The organism is Pseudomonas sp. PDM17, from assembly GCF_014851985.1.
Taxonomy (GTDB): domain Bacteria; phylum Pseudomonadota; class Gammaproteobacteria; order Pseudomonadales; family Pseudomonadaceae; genus Pseudomonas.
Genome location: NZ_JACVAT010000003.1, coordinates 729,060 through 748,570 on the forward strand (window position 1 = coordinate 729,060; position 19,511 = coordinate 748,570).

Annotated in this window: 15 protein-coding genes; 4 read left to right on the plus strand and 11 right to left on the minus strand. The window is 63.2% G+C overall.

Going from position 1 to position 19,511, the window contains the following annotated elements; all coding sequences use genetic code 11:
* Window positions 1-9 precede the first annotated feature (9 nt).
* From IB256_RS13495 to IB256_RS13520, 6 genes are all read right to left on the minus strand, one after another.
* A complete protein-coding gene (locus tag IB256_RS13495; RefSeq protein ID WP_015479458.1) occupies window positions 10-1,164 on the minus strand; it encodes an ABC transporter ATP-binding protein in 1,155 nt (384 codons plus the stop codon).
* Between the two features lie 149 nt (window positions 1,165-1,313).
* Window positions 1,314-2,384, minus strand: a complete 1,071-nt coding sequence (locus IB256_RS13500; protein WP_225594893.1) for a polyamine ABC transporter substrate-binding protein — start codon at window positions 2,382-2,384, stop codon at window positions 1,314-1,316.
* A gap of 251 nt (window positions 2,385-2,635) precedes the next feature.
* Window positions 2,636-3,736 (minus strand): polyamine ABC transporter substrate-binding protein, encoded by a 1,101-nt coding sequence (locus IB256_RS13505; protein WP_081515239.1) that lies wholly within the window; start codon window positions 3,734-3,736, stop codon window positions 2,636-2,638.
* Window positions 3,737-3,853: 117 nt separating this feature from the next.
* Entirely contained in the window at window positions 3,854-5,221 is a 1,368-nt protein-coding gene (locus IB256_RS13510) for an aspartate aminotransferase family protein (RefSeq protein ID WP_045215532.1), read from the minus strand.
* Window positions 5,222-5,282: 61 nt separating this feature from the next.
* Window positions 5,283-6,641: a glutamine synthetase family protein gene (locus IB256_RS13515; RefSeq protein WP_081515238.1), complete on the minus strand. Its 1,359-nt coding sequence runs from the start codon at window positions 6,639-6,641 to the stop codon at window positions 5,283-5,285.
* A 40-nt stretch (window positions 6,642-6,681) separates the two neighbouring features.
* Window positions 6,682-7,431 carry a gamma-glutamyl-gamma-aminobutyrate hydrolase family protein gene (locus IB256_RS13520; RefSeq protein ID WP_081515237.1) on the minus strand — a complete coding sequence of 250 codons (750 nt, stop codon included), beginning with the start codon at window positions 7,429-7,431 and terminating at the stop codon, window positions 6,682-6,684.
* 278 nt (window positions 7,432-7,709) lie between these two features.
* Here IB256_RS13520 and IB256_RS13525 point away from each other — a divergent pair, with 278 nt between their 5' ends.
* The 4 genes from IB256_RS13525 (at window position 7,710) to aguA (ending at window position 12,481) form a co-directional block, all read left to right on the plus strand.
* Window positions 7,710-9,089: a glutamine synthetase family protein gene (locus tag IB256_RS13525; protein WP_024762139.1), complete on the plus strand. Its 1,380-nt coding sequence runs from the start codon at window positions 7,710-7,712 to the stop codon at window positions 9,087-9,089.
* 249 nt (window positions 9,090-9,338) lie between these two features.
* On the plus strand, window positions 9,339-10,400 hold the full coding sequence (locus IB256_RS13530) for a polyamine ABC transporter substrate-binding protein (RefSeq protein WP_081515236.1): 1,062 nt from the start codon (window positions 9,339-9,341) through the stop codon (window positions 10,398-10,400).
* A gap of 55 nt (window positions 10,401-10,455) precedes the next feature.
* Window positions 10,456-11,097 (plus strand): TetR/AcrR family transcriptional regulator, encoded by a 642-nt coding sequence (locus IB256_RS13535; RefSeq protein ID WP_081515235.1) that lies wholly within the window; start codon window positions 10,456-10,458, stop codon window positions 11,095-11,097.
* Window positions 11,098-11,371: 274 nt separating this feature from the next.
* Entirely contained in the window at window positions 11,372-12,481 is a 1,110-nt protein-coding gene (gene aguA / locus IB256_RS13540; protein WP_192402890.1) for an agmatine deiminase, read from the plus strand.
* 179 nt (window positions 12,482-12,660) lie between these two features.
* Here aguA and IB256_RS13545 read toward each other — a convergent pair whose 3' ends face one another.
* The 5 genes from IB256_RS13545 to IB256_RS13565 all read right to left on the minus strand — a co-directional run bounded on the left by IB256_RS13545 (window position 12,661) and on the right by IB256_RS13565 (window position 19,511).
* A complete protein-coding gene (locus IB256_RS13545; protein WP_192293470.1) occupies window positions 12,661-14,019 on the minus strand; it encodes an OprD family porin in 1,359 nt (452 codons plus the stop codon).
* 845 nt (window positions 14,020-14,864) lie between these two features.
* A complete protein-coding gene (locus IB256_RS13550) occupies window positions 14,865-15,986 on the minus strand; it encodes a polysaccharide biosynthesis/export family protein (protein ID WP_192402892.1) in 1,122 nt (373 codons plus the stop codon).
* A 31-nt stretch (window positions 15,987-16,017) separates the two neighbouring features.
* Window positions 16,018-17,418, minus strand: a complete 1,401-nt coding sequence (locus tag IB256_RS13555; RefSeq protein ID WP_192293474.1) for an undecaprenyl-phosphate glucose phosphotransferase — start codon at window positions 17,416-17,418, stop codon at window positions 16,018-16,020.
* A gap of 102 nt (window positions 17,419-17,520) precedes the next feature.
* On the minus strand, window positions 17,521-18,396 hold the full coding sequence (rfbA, locus tag IB256_RS13560; protein ID WP_192293476.1) for a glucose-1-phosphate thymidylyltransferase RfbA: 876 nt from the start codon (window positions 18,394-18,396) through the stop codon (window positions 17,521-17,523).
* Entirely contained in the window at window positions 18,393-19,511 is a 1,119-nt protein-coding gene (locus tag IB256_RS13565; RefSeq protein WP_192402895.1) for a glycosyltransferase family 4 protein, read from the minus strand. The genes rfbA and IB256_RS13565 overlap by 4 nt, the downstream gene beginning before the upstream one ends.

Below are 19,511 nucleotides of genomic sequence, written 5' to 3' on the forward strand. Positions count from 1 at the left end.
TGCTGATGTTCATGATTGCAGTACCACACCGCTGTCGTCGTACCAGCTGATGTAAACCGGCTGGTCCCAGGTCGGGCGCGCGACGTGGCGCTCGGCGTTGGCCATGAAGGCCTGGACGATGAAGCCGGAGGCCAGCTTGATGTAGTACACCGAGTGACCGCCCAGGTAGGCGATGTCGTGGACGGTGCCCTGGGCGACGTTGAAGCCTTCGTGTTCGAGGTTTTCCGGCTTCTGCGCGCTGACCATGACCTTTTCAGGACGCAGCGCGTAGGTCATGCGCTTGTTCTCGGCACGGGTGCTGATGCCGTGGCCGATGTAGATCGGGTTTTCCAGCTGCGGGCAGGCGATCACCGCGTGGTCCTGCAGGTCCTCGACGATCTCGCCGTCGAACAGGTTGACGTTGCCGATGAACTCGCAAATCAGGCGGCTGGCCGGCGTCTCGTAGATGTCCATCGGGCTGCCGATCTGCTCGATGCAACCCAGGTGCATGATGGCGATGCGCTGGGCCATGGTCATGGCCTCTTCCTGGTCGTGGGTCACCATCACGCAGGTCACGCCCACGCGCTCGATGATCTCCACCAGTTCCAGCTGCATCTGCGAACGCAGTTTCTTGTCCAGTGCGCCCATGGGTTCGTCGAGCAGCAGCAGCTTCGGCCGCTTGGCCAGGGAGCGGGCCAGGGCCACGCGCTGACGCTGGCCGCCGGAGAGCTGGTGCGGCTTGCGCTTGGCGTACTGGGTCATCTGCACGAGCTTGAGCATCTCGTCGACGATCTTGTCGATCTCCGCCTTGGGCAGACCGTCCTGCTTCAGGCCGAAGGCGATGTTCTGCGCCACGCTCATGTGGGGGAACAAGGCGTACGACTGGAACATCATGTTGATCGGCCGCTCATAGGGCGGCAGGTCGGTAATGTCCTGGCCATCGAGGAAGATGCGACCTTCAGTGGGACGCTCGAAACCAGCCAGCATGCGAAGCAGGGTCGACTTGCCCGAACCCGAACCACCCAGCAGGGCGAAGATCTCGCCTTTCTTGATGTCCAGGGACACGCTGTCCACAGCCAGCGTTTCGTCGAACTGCTTGCTGACCCGGTCGATTTTTACCAGAACCTCTTTAGGCTTCTGGTCGCCACTCAAGGCTTTCTTGTAGGCACCGGAGGCTATTGCCATTACCACAACTCCCAAATCATAGAGGCCCGGCCCCCGCGGCCGGGCATGCTTGGTATTACAGGGCTGGCGCAGTTTACGTGCGCCGCCGGGCCTTTCGAGGGGCCCTGCGACGCTCCGTGCCCGCGCGGACGGATTTGGGGAAAACCGTCTTACTTGCCCGACTTGATCTTGGTCCAGGAACGGGTCATGAGGCGCAGGATCTTCGGCGGCAGCTCATGCTGCACGAAGAGTTTGTCGAGAACCTCCTGGGATGGGTACACCTCAGGATTGTTGCGCACGGACTCATCCATGAATTCGCCAGCCTTGGGGTTCGGGTTGGCGTAACCGACGTAATCGCTGACCTTGGCAATCACTTCGGGTTTGAGCAGGTAGTTGATGAACGCGTGGGCCGCCTTCGGGTTGGAGGCATCCTTCGGCACGGCGAGGATGTCGAACCAGAGGTTGGCGCCTTCCTTGGGAATGGCATAGGCGATGTTCACGCCCTTGCCGGCTTCCTTGGCGCGGTTGGCGGCCTGGAATACGTCACCGGAGAAACCGGCCGCGACACAGATGTTGCCGTTGGCCAGGTCAGAGATGTACTTGGAGGAGTGGAAGTAGGTGACGTACGGACGCACCTTCATCAGCTTATCCTCCACCTTCTTGTAGTCATCCGGGTTGGTGCTGTTGGGGTCCAGCCCCATGTACTTGAGCACAGCCGGCATCATCTCGTCGCCCGAATCGAGGAAGGCGACGCCACACTGGCTGAGCTTCTTCATGTTCTCGGGCTCGAAGAGGACGGCCCACGAATCGATGGTGTCGACACCCAGCACGGCCTTGACCTTCTCGACGTTGTAGCCGATGCCGTTGGTGCCCCACAGGTACGGCACGCCGTACAGGTTGCCCGGGTCGTTGGCCTCGAGCTGCTTCATCAGGTGCGGATCGAGGTTCGACCAGTTCGGCAGCTGGCTCTTGTCCAGCTTCTGGAACGCGCCGGCCTTGATCTGGCGACCGAGGAAGTGGTTGGACGGCACGACCACGTCGTAGCCGGTACGACCGGCCAGCAGCTTGCCTTCCAGGGTTTCGTTGGAGTCGAAGACGTCGTACACCGGCTTGATACCGGTTTCCTTCTCGAAATCGGCGAGGGTGGTTTCACCGATGTAGTCCGACCAGTTGTAGATGTGGACGGTCTGTTCCGCCTGGGCCAGCGAAGTCAGGCCGAAGACGGAGACTGCAGCGATCAGGGTTCTGCGGAAGGGAATGCGCACACGTGAGTCCTCTCGTTGTTTTTGACTACTTCAGTCGGTTGCTGCCGGGGTTTCGACGGCCGGTCCGTGGATAGCGCCGAACCCTTTACAGCACGAGAGCGCCGGGGCTTGCGCGGCCATTCCACCGATGGAAGCTGTTTGTTGCTACCGGTAGCGGGCGAGGGAGCGCACTCCCCCGCCGCTGTCCGGACCATCCGCTGGCGCGCCAGGCGACAGCGATTACCCGATTACTTGCCGGACTTGATGGTGGTCCAGCTGCGGGTCATCAGACGCTGGGTCTTCGCCGGCAGGTCCGGGAAGGCGTACAGCTTCTTCATGGTTTCCGGAGTCGGATACACGCCCGGGTCGTTGCGGATCGCCTCGCTCACCATCGGGGTGGCTGCGGCGTTGCCGTTCGGGAACTGCACGACGTTGGTGATCTCGGACATGACCGCCGGCTCGAGCAGGAAGTTGATCCACTTCAGCGCGGCTTCCTGGTTCTCGGCATCCTTCGGAATGGCGACGGTGTCGAAGAACGCGCCAGCACCTTCCTTCGGAATGTTGTACTTCACAGTGACCTTGTTCTTGGCTTCTTCAGCGCGGGACTTGGCCTGGTACACGTCACCCGAGTAACCGATAGCCACGCAGATGTTGCCGTTGGCGATATCGGAGATGTACTTGGAGGAGTGGAAGTAGGAGACGTACGGGCGAATCTTCAGGAACAGCGCTTCGGCTTCCTTGAGCTCTTTCGGGTCCTGGCTATCGGGCTTGTAGCCCAGGTAGTGCAGGGCAGCCGGCAGCATTTCGGTCGGCGAGTCGAGGAAGCTCACGCCGCAGGCCTTCAGCTTCTGGATGTTTTCCGGCTTGAACACCAGATCCCAGGAGTCCACCGGGGCGTTGTCGCCCAGCGCTGCCTTGACCTTGTCCGGGTTGTAGCCGATGCCGATGGTGCCCCACATGTACGGGATCGCGTACTGGTTGCCCGGGTCGCTGATCTCCAGCGTCTTCATGATGTCCGGGTTCAGGTTCTTCCAGTTCGGCAGCTTGGACTTGTCCAGCGGCGTGTAGACGCCAGCCTTGATCTGCTTGGCCAGGAAGGAGTTGGACGGCACCACGATGTCGTAGCCCGACTTGCCGGCCAGCAGCTTGGCTTCCAGCACTTCGTTGCTGTCGTAGACGTCGTAGACGACCTTGATTCCGGTTTCCTTGGTGAACTTGTCGACCGTGTCCGGCGCGATGTAGTCCGACCAGTTGTAGACGTGCAGCACCTTGTCATCTGCCTGCGCCATACCAGCCACAGCGCCTGCCAGCGTTACAGCGAGCAGGGATTTGCCGAAGGTCTTGAACATGCGGGTAGCTCCGTTTGTTTTTTTGATGTTCCGGGTGGCGTGGACATCTCCTTCCGTCACCACCCGGTGAGCCTGGCCAACGCACAGGCGCAGTCTGTCAAAGGTCCGGTGAAAGACTCAAGACAGAACGGCTGCGGCGGTTTGATCGAGGCACTTGCGCGCCAGGGTGATCAGGTCATCGATCTGCGATTTCTCGATCACCAGCGGCGGCGAGATAATCATAGTGTCTCCCACCGCGCGCATGATCAGACCGTTGCGGAAGCAGTGCTCGCGGCACAGCATCCCGACACCCTTGCCTTCGAAGCGCTCGCGGGTCTTCTTGTTCTTCACCAGCTCCAGTGCTGCCACCAGGCCTACCCCGCGGGCTTCGCCTACCAGGGGATGGTCGGCCAGCTCTTGCCAGCGCTGTTGCAAATACGGTGCCGTTTCGTTCTTCACACGCTCGACGATCTTCTCTTCCCGCAGGATGCGGATGTTCTCCAGCGCCACCGCAGCGGCTACCGGGTGACCAGAGTAAGTGAAGCCGTGGTAGAACTCCCCACCCTCATTCAGGGTATGGACGATCTCGTCGCGAACGATCACGCCACCCATGGGGATGTAGCCGGAGGTCAGGCCCTTGGCGATCGGCATCAGGTCCGGGGCGTTGCCGAAGTACTGGCTGCCGAACCATTCGCCGGTACGGCCGAAGCCGCAGATGACTTCGTCGGCGATGAACAGGATGTCGTACTTGGCGAGGATCTCGCGGATCTTCGGCCAATAGGTCTTCGGCGGAATGATCACGCCGCCCGCGCCCTGCAGGGGCTCGGCGATGAAGGCAGCGACCTTGTCTTCGCCGACTTCGAGAATCTTCTTCTCCAGTTGCTCGGCCGCCCAGACGCCGAACTCTTCCGGGTCCATGTCACCGCCTTCGCCGAACCAGTACGGCTGGGCAATGTGCTCGATGCCGGGGATCGGCAGGTCACCCTGCTCGTGCAGGGCCTTCATGCCGCCCAGGCTGACGCCGGCGACGGTGGAGCCGTGGTAGCCGTTCCAGCGGCCGATGACCACTTTCTTCTGCGGCTGACCCTTGATGGTCCAGTAGTGGCGAACCATGCGCAGCACGGTGTCGTTGGACTCCGAGCCCGAGCCGGTGAAGAACACGTGGTTCATGCCTTCGGGGGCGATGTCGGCGATAGCCTTGGACAGCTCCAGCACCGGCGGGTGGGCGGTCTGGAAGAACAGGTTGTAGTAGGGCAGTTCCTGCATCTGCTTGTAGGCGACTTCAGCAAGTTCCTTGCGACCGTAGCCGACGTTCACGCACCACAGGCCAGCCATGCCGTCGAGGATCTTGTTGCCCTCGCTGTCCCACAGGTATACGCCTTCGGCCTTGGTGATGATGCGCGCACCCTTCTCGTTCAGTTGCTTGTAGTCGGTGAACGGAGCCAGGTGGTGATCGCGGCTGAGCGCCTGCCAGTGTTGGGTGTTGGCGCTGGTCTGGTTAGTCATCTTGATAAAACCTCTTCTCTAAGAAACACGGGGCCCGGCCACGCGCCGGACCCCACGCCGATCAGACAGAAAGCAGAAGGAACTCACGCTCCCAGGAACTGATTACTCGCTTGAAGTTCTCGTGCTCGGCGCGCTTCACCGCGACGTAGCCCCGAATGAACTTGTCACCCAGGTATTTCTCCAGGGTCTTGCTGCCTTCCATGCACTCCAGGGCGGCCTCGATGGTCAGCGGCAGGCGCAGGTTACGCCGTTCGTAGCCACGGCCTTTGACCTGGGCACTGGGTTTGAGGCCTTCGACCATGCCGATGTAGCCGCACAGCAGGCTGGCCGCCAGGGCCAGGTAAGGGTTGGCGTCGGCGCCGGCCAGGCGGTTCTCCACGCGGCGGTTGTCCGGGGTGGAATCCGGTACGCGCAGGCCCACGGTACGGTTCTCCTCGCCCCACTCCACGTTCACTGGCGCCGAGGTATCGGGCAGGAAGCGGCGGAACGAGTTGACGTTCGGGGCGAACAGCGGCAACGCCTCGGGGATCAGCTTCTGCAGACCGCCGATGTGGTGCAGGAACAGCTCGCTCATGCTGCCGTCGGCGTTGGAGAAGATGTTCTTGCCGGTCTTGAGGTCGACGATGCTCTGGTGCAGGTGCATGGCACTGCCCGGCTCGCCGGTCATCGGCTTGGCCATGAAGGTGGCGGCGACGTTGTGCTTGAGGGCGGCCTCGCGCATGGTGCGCTTGAACACCACGATCTGGTCGGCCAGGTCCAGGGCATCGCCGTGACGGAAGTTGATCTCCATCTGCGCGGTGCCTTCTTCATGGATCAGGGTGTCCAGATCCAGGCCCTGCAGTTCGCACCAGTCGTACATGTCCTCGAACAGCGGGTCGAATTCGTTCGCCGCGTCGATGGAGAAGGACTGGCGACCGGTCTCCTGGCGACCGGAACGGCCGATCGGAGCCTGCAGCGGGTAGTCTGGGTCGTCGCTGCGCTTGGTCAGGTAGAACTCCATCTCCGGCGCCACGATAGGTTTCCAGCCCTTGTCGGCGTACAGCTGGAGAACGCGCTTGAGCACGTTGCGCGGCGACAGCTCGATGGGGTTGCCCAGCTTGTCGTAGGTGTCGTGGATGACCATCGCAGTCGGCTCGATGGCCCAGGGGACGAGGAACACGGCATTCTCGTCCGGGCGGCAGACCATATCGATGTCGGCCGGGTCCAGCAGGTCGTAATAGATGTCGTCTTCGACGTAATCACCGGTCACGGTCTGCAGGAGAACGCTCTCCGGCAGGCGCATGCCCTTCTCGTTGAGGAATTTCGCGGTCGGCGCGATCTTGCCCCGGGCAATCCCGGTCAGGTCGGCGATCATGCATTCCACTTCGGTGATCTTGCGTTCTTTCAACCAGCCACTGAGCTGGTCTAACTTGCTAGTCATAAAGACCTCAGGGTTTGAGAGCCCGGCCCCAACGCCGGACTCAGCGGTTCCCCGCCCTCTTGCTGCAGGCTTTGCCGAATGCCTGGAAGATAGCGAGATAGTTGGGGTTCGTTTCGACCTGCCACTCCGGGTGCCACTGCACCCCGACGGCAAAGGCCGCACCTTCGACGGAGAAGGCTTCAACCAACCCGTCAGGCGCCAGAGCTTCTACACGAAGGCCGGGCGCCAGACGATCAACGCCCTGGCCGTGAATAGAGTTGACCTGGAACTGCGAGGGTAGCCCGATACCGGCGAAAACGCCGCCCGGCTGCACGTCGACGACGTGCCGCAGACCATATTGGATTTCGATCGGTTCACCCGCAGGTTCGCGGTGGTCCATCAAGCCTTCGACTTCGTGCACTTTCTGGTGCAGCGAACCGCCAAAGGCGACGTTCATTTCCTGGAAGCCGCGGCAGATGCCCAGCACCGGAATCCCGGCCGCGACGGCGCGGCGAATCAGCGGCAGCGTCGTACTGTCGCGCTCGGGATCATGAGGAGTGCCTGCAATGCTCGCGGAGCCACTATAATGATGGGGCTCGACGTTCGACGCCGAGCCTGTGAAGAGCAGGCCGTCGAACGCGGCCAACATGTCTTCCTGGTCGATGGCATCGCCCAGGGAGGGAATGATCAAAGGAATGCCCGAGGCCCCGGAGATCAGCGCTCTGAGGTATTTGTCGCCAGCAACATGGTAGGGTTTGGATGCGATCTGCTTGATGCAGGCGGACACGCCGATTAACGGCAGGCGAGACATGGGACACCCGTGTTTGTAAGTGTTATGGGCTTGAGGCCGAGCTTAGCCTTGTTCATTTTTTTACACAATAGTCATGTAAAAAATCAAACACGCCCCACTGAACAGCCCGCCACCAAAGGCTCTCCGCTCATCAAAAGCGGCTTGAAACGCCCCAAAAACGGCCCATCACGACAGGTGCGCCCCACTTTGGTGCGACATTGACAACCCTTGCCAATTCGGATTGACTCACACCTCAGCTTTCGAATGATTGAAATTTTTAACAATAAAGGTGTTACATCATGTCGGTACCCCAGAGTGCCGTGTCGCTCGAAGAAGCGAGTGAGTTCCTGAAGGAACACCCCGAGGTCCAGTTCGTCGACCTCCTTATTGCAGACATGAATGGTGTGGTCCGCGGCAAGCGCATCGAACGCACCAACCTGCCCAAAGTCTATGAGAAGGGCATCAACCTCCCCGCCTCTCTCTTCGCTCTCGACATTACCGGCTCCACCGTAGAAAGCACCGGCCTCGGCCTGGACATTGGCGACGCGGATCGCGTCTGTTTCCCAATCCCCAACACCCTCTCCATGGAACCCTGGCAGAAGCGCCCGACCGCGCAGCTGCTGATGACCATGCACGAGATGGAAGAACGCACGCCGTTCTTCGCCGACCCGCGTGAAGTGCTGCGCCAGGTAGTGCAGAAGTTCACCGACATCGGTCTGACCATCGTCGCCGCCTTCGAACTCGAGTTCTACCTGATCGACCAGGAGAACGTGAACGGCCGTCCGCAGCCGCCGCGCTCGCCGATCTCCGGCAAGCGTCCGCAATCGGTGCAGGTCTACTCCATCGACGACCTCGACGAGTACGCCGACTGCCTGCAGGACATCATCGACGGCGCCCGCGCCCAGGGCATTCCGGCCGACGCCATCGTCAAGGAAAGCGCCCCGGCCCAGTTCGAAGTCAACATGCACCACGTTGACGACGCCCTGAAGGCCTGCGATTACGCAGTCCTGCTCAAGCGCCTGATCAAGAACGTCGCCTACGACCACGAGATGGACTCGACCTTCATGGCCAAGCCCTACCCGGGTCAGGCAGGCAACGGTCTGCACGTCCACGTCTCGCTGCTCGACAAGGACGGCAAGAACATCTTCACCAGCGAGGATCCCGAGCAGAACGCCGCGTTGCGCCACGCGATCGGCGGTGTGCTCGAGACCCTGCCGGCGTCGATGGCGTTCCTTTGCCCGAACGTCAACTCGTACCGCCGTTTCGGTTCGGCCTTCTTCGTGCCGAACGCACCGAGCTGGGGCCTGGACAACCGTACCGTCGCCCTGCGCGTGCCGACCGGAGCGCCGGAAGCGGTGCGCCTGGAGCACCGGGTCGCCGGTGCCGACGCCAACCCGTACCTGCTGCTCTCGGCGGTACTGGCCGGCGTCCACCACGGCCTGACCAACAAGGTCGAGCCGGGCGCGCCGATCGAAGGCAACGCCTACGAGCAGCTGGAACAGAGCCTGCCGAACAACCTGCGCGATGCCCTGCGCGAGCTGGACGACAGCGACGTGATGAACAAGTACATCAGCCCCGAGTACATCGACATCTTCGTCGCGTGCAAGGAGCATGAGATGCAGGAGTTCGAGTATTCGATCTCCGACCTCGAGTACAACTGGTACTTGCATACCGTATAAGTGGTAAATGAAACGCCGGCCCTCGTGCCGGCGTTTCCTTGTGCCTCTGGCACATCTGGGGGACCGCGACATTGCCATGGCGAGGAGGGGCGCCAGGGCGATTCACATCCGTCGTTCCTTCCTGCCCGCGATGTCTCCATCCGCCTGTCCGGGCGTGCATCGCGTCTGTCGTGTCTTTGCTGTCGCGCTATCGAGCGGCGAATGAATGCCGCATCCGCTGATTACGTGGTTCATTCAGGGAGATCGCCAATGCCACGCCTGTACGCCTTGATTCTGATGCTGTTGTGCCCGCTGTCCGCCTGGGCCGACCAGGTCATCCGCGTCTACAACTGGAACGACTACATCGCCCCCGAAGTGCTCAAGGACTTCGAGAAGGACACCGGCATCCGGGTCGAGTACACGACCTACAGCACCGCCGAAGAGGTCAAGAAGGCCCTGGAGAGCGGCGAGAAATTCGACGTCGCGGTGCCCTCGCACAACGACCTGCCGGCGCTGATCCGCGACAAACGCATCCAGGCGCTGGACTTCAGCAAGCTGCCCAACCGCAGCCACCTCGATACCCAGCTGCTGAGCAAGCTGGCCGCCGTCGACCCCAACAACCAGCACGCCGTGCCCTACCTGTGGGGCGCCGTGGGCCTGGCGATCAACGAACCCGAAGCGGAGAAGGCCTACGGCGGCAAGCTGCCCGACAGCTGGAGCATCCTGTTCGACCCGCAGCAGAGCCAGCGCCTGAAGGCCTGCGGCATGAGCCTGCTGGACGCGCCGGATGAAGCCTTCTCGGTGCTGATGAACTACCAGGGCCGCAACTTTGCCCGCAGTGCGCCGTCACAGATTCGCCGCGCCGGCGAGGTACTTGCGCAGCTGCGCCCGAACCTGCGCTACATCGACAGCGAGCGCTACATCCAGGACCTCAATGCCGGCAAGCTGTGCGTCGCCATGGCCTGGGTCGGCGACGCCCTGGGCGCGGCCAACGCCGGCCAGCCGGTGCGCTTCGTGGTACCGCAGGAAGGCTCGGTGCTGTTCATCGACAACCTGGTGATCCCCAGCGCATCCGAGCACCCGGACCTGGCGCTCAAGTTCATCGACTACCTGATGCAGCCCAAGGTCGCCGCGCAGATCACTGCCGCCACCCTCTACCCCAACGGCAACAAGGACTCCGCGCAGTTCCTCGACGCCGCCCTGCGCGACCAGCCGGGTCTGTACCCGGACCAGGAGACCAAGCGTCGCCTGTTCGCCCTGGAAACCGCGCCGGAGAAGACTGCCCCGGTGATCACCGACGTCTGGGCCAAGCTGCGCGACGGCGGCAGCTGACTTGCCGAGCACCCCGGAGCTGGCGTCCAATAGCCGCCCAGCTCCGGAGGTCGTCATGCCCGCACCCTCTCCCACTCGCAAGCCCCGCGCCAGCAGCCAGGCACGCATCGCCGTGATCCTCGAGGCTGCCCGCGCCCTGCTGGCCGAGAGTGGCGCGGCGGGGCTGTCGATCTACGCGGTAGCCGAGCGCGCGGACATCCCGCCCTCCTCCGTCTACCACTTCTTCCCCAGCGTGCCGGCCCTGCTGCAAGGGCTGACCAGCGACGTCCACGCCGCCTTCCGAGCCTGCCTGGAACAGCCCGTCGACCACGCCGCCCTGCGCGACTGGCGCGACCTCGCACGACTGGTCGAACAGCGCACCCTGGCCGTTTACGCCGAAGACGCCGCTGCGCGCCAGCTGATCCTCGCCAGCCACGGCCTCGCCGAAGTCACCCAGGCCGACAGCCAGCACGACGTGCAACTCGGCCAGGCCATGCGCGAACTGTTCGAACGCCACTTCGAGCTGCCGCCGCTACCGCAGGACATCGAGGTCTTCAGCCTGGCCATCGAGCTGGGCGACCGCGTCTACGCCCTCTCCGTGCAGCGCCATGGGCAGATCACCGGGCGCCTGGCCGAAGAAGGCATGCGGGTGATCGACGCCTACCTGTCGCTGTACCTGCCACCCTGCCTGCCGAAGCGTCCCTCGCCGCTGAAATAATCGATTTTTATCCGATACAAATCTGGATAAACGGCCGAATTATTCCTTAACAGCTCTTCATAAACCGATTTTTATCGGATATAAATTCTCCCACCCTGGGAGAGTCCTGACGCGAGGCAGTGACTGGCGGCCTATACTGGACCGCTCTTGCGGCGCTACCGGCGACGATCTCCCGAATGACACAACCCCCTCCGTAGGATGGGCGGAGCGCAGCGATACCCCTCGATGGCTATCGGCTCGCCCCTTCCACGAAGCACTGACCAAGGACCGCCCCATGACCACGCTGACCAGCACTCCCCGCGCCGATGGCTTCCGCATGCCGGCGGAATGGGAACCCCAGACCCAGACCTGGATGGTCTGGCCCGAGCGTCCGGACAACTGGCGCCTGGGCGGCAAGCCCGCACAGGCCGCCTTCAGCACCGTAGCCCGCGCCATCGCCCGCTTCGAGCCGGTAACCATCGGCGTCTCCGCCGGCCAGTACGAGAACGCCCGTGCGCAGCTGGCGGACGCGGCCAACATCCGCGTGGTGGAAATCAGCAACGACGACGCCTGGGTGCGCGACACCGGCCCGACCTTCGTCACCAACGACCAGGGCGACGTGCGCGGCGTGGACTGGACCTTCAACGCCTGGGGCGGCCTGGAAGGCGGCCTGTACTTCCCCTGGCACCGCGACGACCAGGTGGCGAGCAAGATCCTCGGCATCGAGCGCTGCGACGGCTACCGCACCGAAGGCTTCGTGCTCGAAGGCGGCTCGATCCACGTGGACGGCGAAGGCACCCTGATCACCACCGAGGAGTGCCTGCTCAACCACAACCGCAACCCGCACCTGAGCCGCGAAGAGATCGAGGCCGTGCTGCGCGAACACCTGACCATCGACACCGTGATCTGGCTGCCGGACGGCCTGTTCAACGACGAGACCGACGGCCACGTCGACAACTTCTGCTGCTACGTGCGCCCGGGCGAAGTACTGCTGGCCTGGACCGAAGACCAGAACGACCCGAACTACGAGCGCTGCCAGGCCGCCATGCGCGTGCTGGAATCTGCCCGTGACGCCAAGGGCCGCCAGCTGACCGTGCACAAGATCCTCATCCCCGGCCCGATCCACGCGACCGAAGCCGAGTGCGAAGGCATCGACCTGGTGATCGGCACCCAGCCGCGCGATCCGTCGATCCGCCTGGCCGGTTCGTATGTCAACTTCCTGATCGTCAACGGCGGCATCATCGCCCCGCGCTTCGACGACCCGGCGGACGCCGAGGCCGAAGCCACCCTGAAGCGCCTCTTCCCCGAGCACGAGATCGTCATGGTGCCGGGCCGCGAGATCCTCCTGGGCGGCGGCAACATCCACTGCATCACCCAGCAGCAACCGGCACCGCAGAAGCGCTGATCCGCTGAAGACAAAAAGGCCGTCGCTCCCACCGGAACGACGGCCTTTTTCATTGCCCGAAACCTGCAGGAACGGGCCTCGCCTGCGACCGCGGACAAAGTCGCGCCCCCTGATACCAGAGGTCCGTGAGCCCTGCTCACGGATCGCGGGCGTGGCTCGCTCCTACAGAATTCGCAGCGTTACAGCAGCGGGATGGTGTAGCTGACGATCAGACGGTTCTCGTCCTGGTCACGCTGGGTCGCGGTGCCCGAACCAGTGGTCGGCAGGCCGCTGCGCAGGGCGGCGTTCTTCCAGGTGAAGCCCAGGCCCTTGAAGGTGCCATCCGGGATCACATAGGCCAGGGAGATATCACGCTCCCACTCGCTCTTGTCGCCGTACTTGGTGTCGATGTTGTCGCCGTGCAGGTACAAGGTCTGGAAGGTCAGGCCCGGCAAGCCGGCCTGGGCGAAGTCGTAGCCGTAACGGACCTGCCAGGTGCGCTCGCCGGCGCGCAGGAACTTGCCGATCTGCACGTCGGTGATCAGGTAGGCAGTGGCGCCGTCGCCGTTGTTGATGAACGGGAAGTCGCTGTCTCCGCTGAGCTGCTGGTAGCCGGCGCCGAAGCTGTGGCCGCTGACGGTGTAGGTGAACAGGCCGCTCCAGGCGCGGTTGTCGACTTCGCCCTTGGTCACACCGTTGCCGTAGTAACCGCTGGTGTAGAAGTTCTTGTCGTGACCGTTCTTGCCGTCATCGCTGCTGTGGAAGTAACGCAGGTCGCTCTTGAGCACGCCCGGGCCGATCGCCCAGTTGTGCTGCAGGCCGAGGAAGTGCTGTTTGTAGAAGTCCTGCAGGTTGCCGTAGTAGTACTGCAGCGTCAGGTCCTTGGTCAGCTTGTAGTCGGCGCCGCCGTAGTAGAACTTGTTGACGAACTCGCCCGTGCGCGCGTTGTTGGCGCCGGCGATGGACAGCCCTTCGTTGTTGCTGGAGCTGCGGCCCTTCATGTGTTCCAGCTGACCGCCGAGCAGGGTCAGGTCCTTGAACTCGTTCGAGGTGACCTGGCCACCTTCGAAGGTCTGCGGCAACAGGCGACCGTCGTTGTAGGTCACGACCGGCAGCTTGGGCAGCAGGGTGCCGTACTGCAGCACGGTGCTGGAAACCTTCACCTTGCCGGTGGCGCCCAGGTGAGAGAAATCGTCGACCGCGCGACCATCACCATCGGTGGGGAAGACAGTACCGGAAAAGCTCGAGCTGGTTGGGTTGTAATGTGTGCCCTTGCCGCTGTCCAGACGTACGCCCAGCAGGCCGAGTGCGTCGACGCCGAAGCCCACGGTGCCTTCGGTGAAGCCGGAGGTGTAGTTGAGCAGGAAACCCTGGCCCCACTCTTCCTGCTTGCTCGGCTCGGCGGTGCCGTTGCGGTTGTCGGTGTTGATGTAGTAGTTGCGCAGGGTCAGGTTGGCCTTGCTGTCTTCGATGAACCCACCGGCGACGGCGGATTGTGCGAGGCCTGCGGCAGCGATGGCGAGCGCGAGGCTCGATTGCGTGAGAGTGCGGCGTTTCATTGGAATTTCCCCATTTTATTGATCTTGGAAAGCAGGCCATTCAAGGCGACCACTGGCTCCAGCGGAGCCCGACCGAACGGCAAGCAGCGGCCATGGCGTGGCAGGCACGCTCGGCATGCGGTAATTCGGCGGTGTTCGGCGCTCCCCTATGCGGGGATCGAGCGCAGGCAAGCAGGCGGGAGGGCAGCAGAAGAATGGAATGGCATGGATCGGATCTCGTGTCTTGTTGTTGTGGCAATGCGCGGGGCATGCGTCAGTGGCTAGGCAATCCCCAGGCCAACCGGCCTTACCTGCCTGACACGCCCGCCATTTCCGACACTCGAACGATCTGCAAGCAAATTCCTTCGGAAAAATCAGCGGAAAACCGCCACGAGCCCCCTTCATCCTGGCGGATAACCGCCATCCCCTTTCGCTGTCACGGCAACGCTGGGGGCCACGATAAAAGAAGCTCTATAAATCAAAAAAGAATTAATTATTACTATGTAATTTCTTTTGGGAATATATGGTAGCACGCTGACTGTCCGGCGCCGCCTCCCTGACGAGGTACCCCGTTCGTACGTAATGGCTGCTCCATGGAAAGCGGTGTAGGGACCAGACCCTAGCTGCCGAACGCCGGGCAAAAAAAACCCGCCGGCGCTGCAACGCGGGCGGGTTCGGGACCCTGTGCTAGGGGAAGGTCCCAAAGGAGAGCGGCGGAGTGGAGCCCGCCTAGGAGTGGTGCGTCCCTGCACCCGATGGCGGCGATGATGGCCACCACCCGGCGCGGAGTCGATTCCAGCGATCCACCCGCAGCGGTGGGAAAATTCCCCAACGCTGCGGGCATTGCCAGAGAGTGCGGGTCGCGATCAGTTGCCGCCGACGGCGGCGCTGGTGCCAATGAAGTTGGCCGATGGCAGCAACTGGCTGATGAAGCGGTTCCAGCGGGTGATGTTGGCCGGGCCGATGAACACCACGTCCTGCGGCTGCATGGCGAATTCCTTGGCCAGGGCGTAGGCGGTCGGGCGCTTGGCTTCCAGGTGGAAGACCTGGGCCTGGAAGGTCCCCGGCGCGGTGCCGGCGACCGGTTCCGGATTGCCACGGATCACGTAGACCGAGTCGCCGTCGGAGGTTTCCGGGGCCAGGCCGCCGGCGTTGCCGAGCACTTCCAGCAGCGACAGACCGGTGGTGCGGTAGGTGACCACCTGCGGACGTTCCACTTCACCGACCACGTAGACTTTCTTGCGGTCGTTGTAGGGCAGGTGGATCTGGTCGCCATTCTTCAGGTAGATGCCGGTCAGGGTCGAACCGGAGCGGTTCAAGGCGTCGACGTCGAGCACGTACTCGCGGCCATCACGCTTGAGGACCAGGCCGGACAAGTCCGCTTCACCGGTGACCACCCCCGCCTTGCTGACTGCCTGCACCAGCGTGGTCGGCGTGTTGTTCAGCTCGACCTGCCCGCCGTTCTGGAAGGCCCCGGAAAGCACCACGTGCTGGCTGGCATAGCGCAGCACGGTGACGTCCACCTGCGGGTCGACGATACCCTTGTTCGCCAGCCGTCGGGACAGGCTCGTACGCAACTGCGCCGGGGTCTGTCCTTCGGCGCGCACCACGCCGGCATAGGGGAAGAAGATGTTGCCGTCGGCGCCGACCACGCGACCGTTGGCTTCCATCTGCTGGGTGGAACCGGGGCTGGTCAGTTCCGGGTGGTCCCAGACGGTCACCAGCAGCACGTCGCCGCCGCCGATCACGTAGTCCTCCTGCGGCGGGCGGTAGTTCAGCAACTCTGGGGGTACACCGGGTTTGGCGGCGAACGCGGCCTCCTGGCGTTGCAGCACCTGGGGCGTGATGGGCACGAGGGTGATGTTCATTCCCTCTTTCTGTGCCTCGCGTTGGATATCGGAATCCGTCATGTGCTGACCGGGGGAGAACACGCAGCCTTGTAGCGCCAGACTGCCGACTACAAAGCTGAAAGCGAGCAGGTTTTTCATGGCAATCCTTCCTTGAAGCTTGTGTGGAAACTCAATAGGCATTGCGGTGTACGAAACCCTTGAACAGGGTCAGCAAGACGATCTTCAGGTCCCACCAGACGGACCAGTTCTCGATGTAGTCCAGGTCGAACTCGATGCGCTTCTGCATCTTCTCCAGGGTGTCTGTTTCGCCACGCCAGCCGTTCACCTGGGCCCAGCCGGTAATGCCTGGCTTGACCTTGTGACGCAGCATGTAACGGCTGACCTGACGCCGGTATTGCTCGTTGTGCGCCACGGCGTGGGGGCGTGGGCCGACCACCGACATGTCGCCGAGCAAGACGTTGAAGAACTGTGGCAATTCATCCAGCGAGGTGCGCCGCAGGAAGGCGCCCAGCGGGGTGATGCGGCAATCGTTGCGCGAGGCCTGGATAACGGCGGCGCCGTCCTCCATGACCGTCATGCTGCGGAATTTCCAGACGCGGATGGGCCGGCCATCCATACCGTAGCGGGTCTGGCGGAACAGCACCGGGCCGCGCGAGGTGAGCTTCACGGCCACTGCGATGAACAGCATGGGCACGGCGATCAGCAACAGGATCAGCGAGGCCAGCACCACGTCCTCGATGCGCTTGAGCACCGCGTTGGGGCCGTCCATGGGCGTGTCGAAGATGCTGATGGTGGCCAGCCCGTTGATGCTTTCGCTGCGCGCGTGCAGCAGGTCGAACATGAACAGGTCGGGGATCAGGTAGACCGATACCGTGGTGTCGGAAAGCTCGCGGATCAGCTCGTTGAGCAGCGGCTCGCGGGACAGCGGCAAGGTCAGATAGACCTTGTCGATCTGCCCCGAGCGGGCGGCTTCGATCAGTGCCAGGCGGTCGCCTTTCACCGGCACCCGTTCGCCCAGTTCCATCTGCTGCGGGCGGTCGTCGTAGAAGCCGACCAGGCGCAGGCCCATCCAGGGTGCGGCAAGGATGGTCTCGGCCAGTCGCGCGCCGACTTCGCCGGTGCCGTAGATGGCCACGTTGCGGCTGTTGAAACCGTGACGGCGGGCGACACGCAGCAGCATGCGGATCGCCAGGCGGTAGCCGCACATGATCAGCAGCGCCGCGGCGAACCAGCCCAGCCGCCGGGGCTCTTCCAGCTCCACGTGGCGCAGCGAGATGTCCAGCAGCAGCACGGCGAAGAACGCCAGCGACCAGTACAGGGTGACGCTCAGCGACTCACGCAGCAGCGACTCGCCGCGCCAGGAGCCATAGAGCTGGTTTAGCTCGCCGAGCCAGTGGAACAGCATCACGCAGAGCAGCACCGAGACCCAGATCTGTGCATCCAGCACGCCATTGCCAGCACCGAGCAGCACGACCCCGGTGAGCACGATCACCAGGATGTCGCTCAGGCGGTGCGCCAGCGAGATGAGTGACTGGTGCGCACGCAGAATTCCTTTCGTCTTGTTGGGCATGATGACCTCACGACTGCCGGCGTCGCTCCTGGCGCCGCTGCATCGCAGTCCGTTATCGGGCGCAGTGCCGGCCAGCCCTCCACGGGCTCGCCGGGTGCGGGTTCACTGTCGCTTGTCCAGCAGCAATTGCTGCAGGTAGCGGCCATAGCCGGTCTTGCTCAGGCGCTCGGCCTGCAGGGCCAGCAGGCTCTCGCTGAGCCAGCCCTGCTGGAAGGCTATTTCCTCCAGGCAGGCGACCTTCAATCCCTGGCGTTCCTCGATGGTCTGCACGAAATGACCGGCCTCCATCAGCGACTCGTGGGTGCCGGTGTCCAGCCAGGCGAACCCGCGACCGAGCAGGCTGACGTGCAGTTCGCCCAGTTCCAGGTAGAGGTTGTTGATGTCAGTGATTTCCAGCTCGCCACGGGCCGAAGGGCGGATCTGGCGGGCCATCTCCACCACCCGGTTGTCGTAGAAATACAGGCCGGTGACGGCATAGTTCGAGCGCGGCACGCGGGGCTTTTCCTCGATGGACAGCACGCGACCTGCGTCGTCGAACTCGACCACGCCGAAGCGCCCCGGGTCCGCTACCTGATAGCCGAATACGGTGGCGCCCCGGGCTCGCGTGGCAGCTTCGCGCAGGGTTTCGGTGAAGCCCTGTCCGTAGAAGATGTTGTCGCCCAGCACCAGACACACCGAATCGTCGCCGATGAATTGCGCACCGATCAGGAAGGCCTGCGCCAACCCGTCCGGCGAAGGCTGCACGGCGTACTGCAGGCGCACGCCGAACTGCTCACCGTCACCGAGCAGGGCGCGGAAGTTCGGCAAGTCGGTAGGCGTGCAGATCAGCAGGATGTCGTCGATGCCGGCGAGCATCAGCACCGACAGCGGGTAGTACACCATCGGCTTGTCGTAGATCGGCAGCAGTTGCTTGGACACGCCCAGGGTAATGGGGTGCAAGCGGGTACCGGAGCCACCGGCGAGGATGATGCCCTTCATGATCTGCCTCCTTGCTTGGCGATCTGTTTGGCGTCGAAGCGCGCCGGGTAGTCCGAGCGCTCGGTCAGAAAGGAGTCGATCAGGCTGGAAAGCCGCAGGGCGGAGATGTCCCAGGAGTAGCGCAGGACGTTCTCCTGTCCCAGGCGGCGCAAGTCGGCGCGCAGCTTGTGGTCGAGCAGCACGCGGCGCAGCGCGGCGGCAATGCCGGGCGGATCGAGGGGGTCGAAGTACAACACCGAGTTGCCCAGCACTTCCGGGATCGAGGCACTGCGGGCGGCGACCACCGGGCAGCCGCAGGCCTGTGCTTCCAGCGGCGGGATGCCGAAACCTTCGTACAGCGACGGGAAGGCGAAGACGGCAGCGTTGCGGTACTGCTCGATCAGCTGATCGTCGTCCAGCCGGCCCAGCCAGCGCACCCGCTCGCCCTGCCCGCTCTGCTGCAACTGCGCATCGACAAAGCTGCGGTGGGCGGCGCCGACGATGCGCAGCTCCACATCCATCTCGCCGAGCAGGCGGAACGCTTCGATCAGCCGGGAGAAATTCTTGTGCGAGGCCGGCGAGGACACCGCCAGTACATAGGGACGCTCCAGCAGCGTCGGCTCGAGGCCGGTGCAAAACTCGGCGGACACTGCATTAGCGATCACATGGATGCCCTTGGGATCGACACCGTAGTGCGAGGCGATTTCCCCACGGGAGAACTCGCTGACCGTGACCTGCGCCAGCGAGCGACGCAGCATCAGCGGAATCATCAGGCGGTATAGCGCGCGGAACTTCCAGGAGAAGCTTTCCGGGTGGCGCACGTAGGTGATGTCGTGGTGCGTGACGACCTGCTTCGAATAGGCCAGCGGCGCCGTGCTGCACAGCGAGACCAGCAGCGGCCGGCCGTGACGGGCCAGCCACAGCGGCAGGTCGACCTGCTCCCAGAGGTGCCCGTCGCGACGGCCGATCTGCTCGACATTCAGCTGGCGGGCGACTTCCGGACGGAGGATTTCACCGGGCGGTGCGACGAAGTGGAGGTCGCTGCGCAGTCGCGCCAGCGACAGCGAAATCTGCTCGGCGAAACGCTGCACACCACTCACTTGCTGGGTGAGAAAACGCGCGTTGATCACGATCAT